At 52.5% G+C, this 6,127-nt stretch carries 10 protein-coding genes; 9 read left to right on the plus strand and 1 reads right to left on the minus strand.

The features are described 5' to 3' along the window. Positions 1-1,384: molybdopterin-dependent oxidoreductase (locus tag K0B01_14435; protein MBW6487339.1), on the minus strand; the 1,384-nt coding region annotated here is incomplete at its 3' end. A 226-nt stretch (positions 1,385-1,610) separates the two neighbouring features. Here K0B01_14435 and K0B01_14440 point away from each other — a divergent pair. The 9 genes from K0B01_14440 to K0B01_14480 all read left to right on the plus strand — a co-directional run bounded on the left by K0B01_14440 (position 1,611) and on the right by K0B01_14480 (position 6,041). After that, complete coding sequence (locus tag K0B01_14440) at positions 1,611-1,883, plus strand: UPF0175 family protein (protein ID MBW6487340.1); 273 nt, start codon at positions 1,611-1,613, stop codon at positions 1,881-1,883. Then, positions 1,880-2,392: a hypothetical protein gene (locus K0B01_14445; protein MBW6487341.1), complete on the plus strand. Its 513-nt coding sequence runs from the start codon at positions 1,880-1,882 to the stop codon at positions 2,390-2,392. Before K0B01_14440 ends, K0B01_14445 begins: the two co-directional genes overlap by 4 nt. Before the next feature lie 121 nt (positions 2,393-2,513). After that, positions 2,514-2,888, plus strand: coding sequence for a MarR family EPS-associated transcriptional regulator (locus K0B01_14450; protein ID MBW6487342.1), 375 nt, complete (start codon positions 2,514-2,516; stop codon positions 2,886-2,888). A gap of 258 nt (positions 2,889-3,146) precedes the next feature. Then, on the plus strand, positions 3,147-3,482 hold the full coding sequence (locus K0B01_14455) for an ATP-binding protein (GenBank protein ID MBW6487343.1): 336 nt from the start codon (positions 3,147-3,149) through the stop codon (positions 3,480-3,482). A gap of 50 nt (positions 3,483-3,532) precedes the next feature. After that, positions 3,533-3,802, plus strand: coding sequence for a hypothetical protein (locus K0B01_14460; GenBank protein MBW6487344.1), 270 nt, complete (start codon positions 3,533-3,535; stop codon positions 3,800-3,802). Positions 3,803-3,838: 36 nt separating this feature from the next. Continuing rightward, positions 3,839-4,036, plus strand: a complete 198-nt coding sequence (locus tag K0B01_14465) for a type II toxin-antitoxin system HicA family toxin (protein ID MBW6487345.1) — start codon at positions 3,839-3,841, stop codon at positions 4,034-4,036. 65 nt (positions 4,037-4,101) lie between these two features. Further along, positions 4,102-5,160: a hypothetical protein gene (locus K0B01_14470; protein ID MBW6487346.1), complete on the plus strand. Its 1,059-nt coding sequence runs from the start codon at positions 4,102-4,104 to the stop codon at positions 5,158-5,160. Between the two features lie 23 nt (positions 5,161-5,183). After that, positions 5,184-5,582 (plus strand): nucleotidyltransferase domain-containing protein, encoded by a 399-nt coding sequence (locus K0B01_14475; protein ID MBW6487347.1) that lies wholly within the window; start codon positions 5,184-5,186, stop codon positions 5,580-5,582. A gap of 12 nt (positions 5,583-5,594) precedes the next feature. Further along, positions 5,595-6,041, plus strand: coding sequence for a DUF86 domain-containing protein (locus tag K0B01_14480; protein MBW6487348.1), 447 nt, complete (start codon positions 5,595-5,597; stop codon positions 6,039-6,041). Positions 6,042-6,127: the final 86 nt, after the last annotated feature.

The following is a 6,127-nucleotide window of genomic DNA, read 5'->3' on the forward strand; positions in this document are numbered from 1 at the left end:
CCAGGGGTTCCCCGTCCGGTTCGATGATGGGGCGCCGCATCTGGAAGTAGATTCCGGGAAAGGTCATGGGAAAAAAGGTTCCGTCCCAGGATTCGTAGGCTGATCGCGACGGCAATACATAATGGGAGAGGACAGCCGTTTCCGTCATGGCCAGCTCCGCGGTCACGAGCAGATCCAGGCGTTTGAAGGCGTTCTCATAAGCTGTAGTGTCCGCGTATGACCTTAAGGGATTGGCGCCGGACACGAAAACCGCCCGGAGGCGTTCAGGATTGTCCGAGAGGATCTCCTCGGGCATTGCATTCGGAGGGAAACAGCCCATGACGGCAGGGAAATGGGTGGCCATTGTCCGCCAGGTTTTGGGATCACGCTCATCGGAGTGACTTCCTAAAGGCATCAATACGCCATGGAAAACATTGCCGCCGCAGACACCGATCCGCCCGCAGATCGCCTCCAGGACCACCGCCAGGTAAGACGATACGGCGCTGTGGCGGTTCATCAAGATGCCCAGATCATAGCGCAGAGAGGATTTCCGCGTTGCGAACTGTCGGCAGATTTCGTGAACCTGTTCAAAATCGAGGTTGCAGGTGCGGATTGCGGCGCGGGCGTCAAAATTCATGAACAGGGCCCTGATCTCATCGAGGCCAGAGGTATGCTTTTCGATGTAATCCCTGTTCTCCCAGCCCTCCTGGAGAATAATGGAGATCATGGCCCTCATCAGGAGGGCATCCGTACCCGGGCGGATGCTCAGGTGGAGATTTGCTGTTTGGGCCGTTTCGGAGAGGCGTGGATCGATTGCCACGAGCATCTTTTCCGGGTCCTTGGCAATCCGCAGGAGCTGTTTGGGCGCCTGGGGAATCTGGTGGCTTTGCATGCCGTTCCAGCCAAAGGTCAGGAGGTAATCCGTCTGCTCTGCATCAATCTCCGGGAACACAGGCTGGCGGCCAAACATGCGGCCGAAAACCCAGAACATGCCTGAGAACTCCTGGGCCAGGGCGCTGTAGTGGTAGTGTGAACCCAAGCCCCGCATGAGCCGGACGCCGAAGGCCGCCTCGAAGTGACAGCCCTGACCGCCGCCGCCCATATAGGCAAAAGACCTGGGACTGTACTGCTCGACGATTTCCTTGAGCTTTGCCCCGATCTCGTCTATGGCCTGTTCCCAGGAGATGCGCTCAAAGGCGCTCCCTACCCGCTTCAGGGGGTATTTCAGTCGGTCGGCGTTGTGCTGGTGATTGGCAATGTTCATCCCTTTCCGGCAGACGTAACCTTCACTTCGGACATTGCTCTTGTCCCCCTTCACCTTCACCATGCGATTGTTCTCTACCTCGACCTCCAGCCCGCAGTTTTGTGGGCAGAGGATGCAACCGGTTTTATAGGACGTATTCATGATTTTCTCCTTTCCTTATTCTTCTTCTTTATGTATTTTCTTTTGCATACAGCCGGTTAGGTGCTGAACCAGGACACAACATGAGGGATATGGTAGCATTTCCGCTCTTCCATAGTCCTCAAAATCGCATCATTTTCAAACCGGCTGATTTGGTACATAATCACGCAGCCGCTGACAATTTTTAAAATACCCTGTGGTCGCTTACAAAAATACTATGGAGGCATCTATGCGACAAACAACATTGAATATCGAAATGCCGGTATCAATACTTACGACTCTACCGGTCAACAGAAAGCAGTTGCCCGACTACATCCTTAAAACATTGGCGGTAGAGTTGTTTCGCGAGGGGAAGCTTTCACTGGGCAAGGCACGCGAACTGGCAGGCCTTTCAGATAAATGGGAGATGATCAGGCTGCTCGGTGAACGGGGAGGTGCTGTCAATTATACTGCAGATGATGCGGAAGTTGATGTCGAAACTCTGGACAGGCTCCTTACATGAATCCGGTTGTCGTGTCAAATTCGACTCCACTGATAGCATTGGCAAGCATCGGACGCTTTTCGGTATTGCAGGAGCTTTTTTCACAGATCCATATCCCCGAAGCCGTTCTGTCTGAGGTTGCAGGTGACAAAAGGAGGCGTGCTGGTAGTCGGGAAATACTTGCAGCTTCCTGGATAAAGACGGTTCATGTTGAAAACATCCCGTCCGTTGATTTTCTGAGGACACTCGTTGATCAAGGGGAAGCTGAGTTGATGGTCCTATCCAGAGAACTTAACGCCGATCTCCTGCTGATTGATGACAAGGATGGTAGAAAAATTGCCGAATCGGCAGGGATAACCTGCGTCGGTACTGTAGGATTATTATTGCGCTACTATCACGTTGATGCCAGCTCATTCCAGAAGGCTCTTGACGAGCTGGTTGCAAAAGGTTTCAGACTGGCCCAGAAGGAATATAAGAAAATTGTTGAATTAGCACTACAGCGAGGTGGCAAGGGAGGAGTGACCCCATGACCCTCCGCAAAAACGCTAAATTTAAAGACCTGACCCCCAAAAAAAGCTTGACAAGGGTCGGGTGCTTCGATAGAAGCATGCTCGTTCAAAAAACAAACTAAGGTATCCAATGGCGTCTTTCATGCAGCCTAAAATTGAAAGCGACGAGACCCTCGACATCCTGCGGGAGATATCCTCGAACCCCCGCGCGACGCAGCGGCAGTTGTCGGCGCTGGCAGGCATCAGCCTGGCGAAGGTCAATTATCTGCTGCGGGCGATGATCGCCAAGGGGATGATCAAGACCGAGAATTTCCTGACGTCCGAGCACAAGGCCGCCTACATCTACCATCTGACGCCCGCCGGAATCGAGGAGCGGGCGCGTCTCACCGTCCGTTTCCTGAAGAAGAAGGCCGACGAGTACGAACGCTTGAAGGACGATCTCCGCCAGCTCGAAGAGAACGAGGCCGCGGCAATGGTCATCTTGCAGAATTCAGACGGGTTTCCCTCGGCCCGGTAGTGTTTTTGCCCCATCTTTTTTCCTTTTTTCCTGGAGCGCTCCTGTAATCCAGAGGGCGGAGCTGACTAATAAATAGGCAAGTTACGGGGTCAGGTCTTGAAATTTAGCGTTTTTCCCATAGGGGCGCCGATTACAATTCATTCCGAGAGCAAGACAAACCACCCGCCCCTTCCGGATGCATGGGACATGACCTCGAAAAAATTCCCCGCTTCAGGGATCATCGTTCTCTACGGGCCTTCCGGATCAGGAAAAACAAAGATGCTGCAGGCGGCAGCCCGTTACTTTTCTGTGCAAAAAGGTTTCGATCTACTGCATTGTTGTGTGCTGGACCTCATTCAGGAAATGGTGGACGCGATCAAACAAGGGGCCTATCATGCCTTTCGTGCATCTGTGATGCGACTGGACGCCTTATTTATCGATAATATTTGGCTTCTGCGAAACCGGCGACAGACAGCCGTCGAGTTATTTGCTCTGTTTGAAGCGTTTGTCGGCAAGGGAGGATTGGTCATGATTGCCAGCGATCTGCCGGCATCGGCGCTCTCGGCATGGGCGCCAGGAGCGGCCCCCGCAAAAACGCTAAATTTAAAGACCTGACCCCCGAATTTTACTGACCCCCGAAGAAAGCCGAGTAAGGAGGTTTTGAAATGATTAATCTTGAATTTGACAGCATGGTTTTTCAAGAGAGCAACACGTATGTGGCCTACTCGCCGAAACTTGATGTTTCCAGTTGCGGTGGCACTGTCGATGAGGCCCGTAATAATCTAAAGACTGCGGTTCGCTTGTTTCTTGAAGAAGCCGAAAGGATGGGTACTTTAGAGGATATTTTGAGTGAATCGGGGTATGAAAAAGCGGATTTTGGAGATTGGCAGACACCACGTCTAATTGCGACCGAACTTATGTCGGTTCATGGTTAAATGCCAAAGATATCGCCTATACCAGCGAAGAAACTGATGAGGGTTTTTGAAAGAGCCGGGTTCTCTTGTGTCAGAATCGAAGGGGATCATTACGTTTATACCAAAGATGGTGTTGCAAGGCCCATTGTAATCCCTGACTGGCGAGAGATTCCGGTGTTTATTATCAAGAACAATCTGCGTTCGGGCAATATAACCCGCGAAGAATATTTTACTCTGCTTGCCGAGGTAAATTAGGATCATGTCCCCTACGCAAAACGCTAAATTTAAAGACCTGACCCCCAAAAAAAGAAAGGAAAACTATGGACGCTAAACAAAAAAAGCTTTCCACGACAAATACGAAACAAGAGATGCTGCAGGCTTACAACAGTCTGCTGAAGGAGCTGGAGGATAAGCAGGTGGGCGAACTCAAGCCGGAGAAAAAAATCGAGGAGAAAAAGGCGAAGGAGGCCGTGCAGGTGGCCGAGTCAGCCACGCCGGACGGGATTGCCAAGTCCATCGCGGCCTTGAAGCTCGAAATCGGCAAGACCCTGACGGGCATATCGGACCAGTTGGAAGGCGAGGTAAGTCGCTTTGTGGCCGTGAGCAACGCCATCACCGCCAAGGAAAAGGAGCTTGCGGAGCTCTTCGAAATCGAAAAAACAGCCCTCAGCCTGGCGGCCCTGATCGAGGCGCAGAATCAGAAGCGTGAGGAATTCATGTCCGAAATGGACGAGAAAAAAGAATCCCTGCGGCAGGATGTCGAAAGTACCCGCAGCGCCTGGAAAAAAGAGCAGGAAGAGCATGACGCCGTCGTGAAGGAGCGGGATGCGGCAGAGAAGAAGCGGCAGACACGGGAAAAGGAGGAGTTCGACTACGCCTTCAAGCGGGAGCAGCAGACCGCTACCGAGCGGCTGGCCTACGAAAAGGTAAAACTGGAACAGGAGCTCAAGGATAAAAAAGAACAGGTGGAACAGGAGCTGAATGCGCGGGAGACCGCCATCGCCGCCAAGGAGGGGGAACTCAACGACCTCAGGCAGCGGGCTGCCCAATTCCCCAAGGATTTGGAAGCGCACGTCAACAGAGCCGTCAAGGAAACCTCAGAGCGCCTGCTGCTGGAGGCCAAGAGCCGGGAAGAGCTGCTGAAGAAGGGGGCCGAGGGCGAGCGCAATGTCTTCACCGCCCGTGTCGAGGCGCTGGAAAAAACGACCAAGGAGCAGGCGGAGCGCGTCACCGCCTTGACCAAGCAATTGGAGGCCGCCTACCAGAAGGTGCAGGACATCGCGGTGAAGACAGTGGAGGGCGCCTCGAACAGCAAATCCCTTGCCAGCTTGCAGCAGCTTCTGGGGGAGCAAATCCGTAAGCAGGCCCCGGAGAAATAATCAAAATTTTTGGGGATAAGGTCTTGAAAGAGGTTAAACGCTTGCTGATCCCTCCGCAAAACGCTAAATTTAAAGACCTGACCCCCGTATTGCGGAGAAAGAAACGGATAGCAGCCGCCTATTTATTCGGATCAACGGCAACCGGCAGAGATCGCCGGGACAGCGATCTCGACTTGGCGATCGTTGTGAAAAAGACTATTTCCGGTCGTGAACGATTGAAGCTTGAAGCGGACCTGTCCAGTCGTCTCCGGCGGGATGTCGATCTGGTCGTCTTCGGACAGGCGGGGCCGCTTCTTCAGCACCAGATCCTGAAATACGGTCGTCTTGTTTGCGAAAACGACCAGACCGAGCGCATCCGGCAAGAGGTTCTGGCACGGGCCGAATACCTCGACACGCGACACCTCTTTCGTGAAGTGAGATAAAGGACGGATGCTATGGTGGACAAGGAACTTCTTTCTCGTAAGCTATCCCAACTTCGGGAATATCTGGCCGAGCTTCGGAACGCGGAGGACATTACATGGCAGACCTATGAGCGAGATCTCCGGGCGCGTGCTTTCGTCGAACGCTACCTCCAGTTATGCATTGAGAAGGTCATCGACATCGCCAATCATTTCGTAGCGTTTCATCGTTGGCGCGAGCCTGGTGGATATCGGGACCTTTTTCAGGTCCTTCATGAAAATGGCGTCATCCCGAAAGCGCATCTAACGACCTTCCAGAACATGGCATCGTTCAGGAACATGCTTGTTCATCGTTACGAAAAGACCGACGATGAGATCATCTTCAGCATCTTCAGAAAGCGCTTGGGCGATTTCGATCTTTTTGGCCGTTTGATAACGGATTGGATAAATCATCATGAGACGCCCCCCCCGCAAAAACGCTAATTTTAAAGACCTGACCCCCAAACTTGCACAAAAGATGGAGGCAACTATGGAAACCACAGCGATTATAAATGAAATTCTTTTCGAAG

The sequence above is a fragment of the Syntrophobacterales bacterium genome, from assembly GCA_019429105.1.
Taxonomy (GTDB): domain Bacteria; phylum Desulfobacterota; class Syntrophia; order Syntrophales; family UBA5619; genus DYTH01.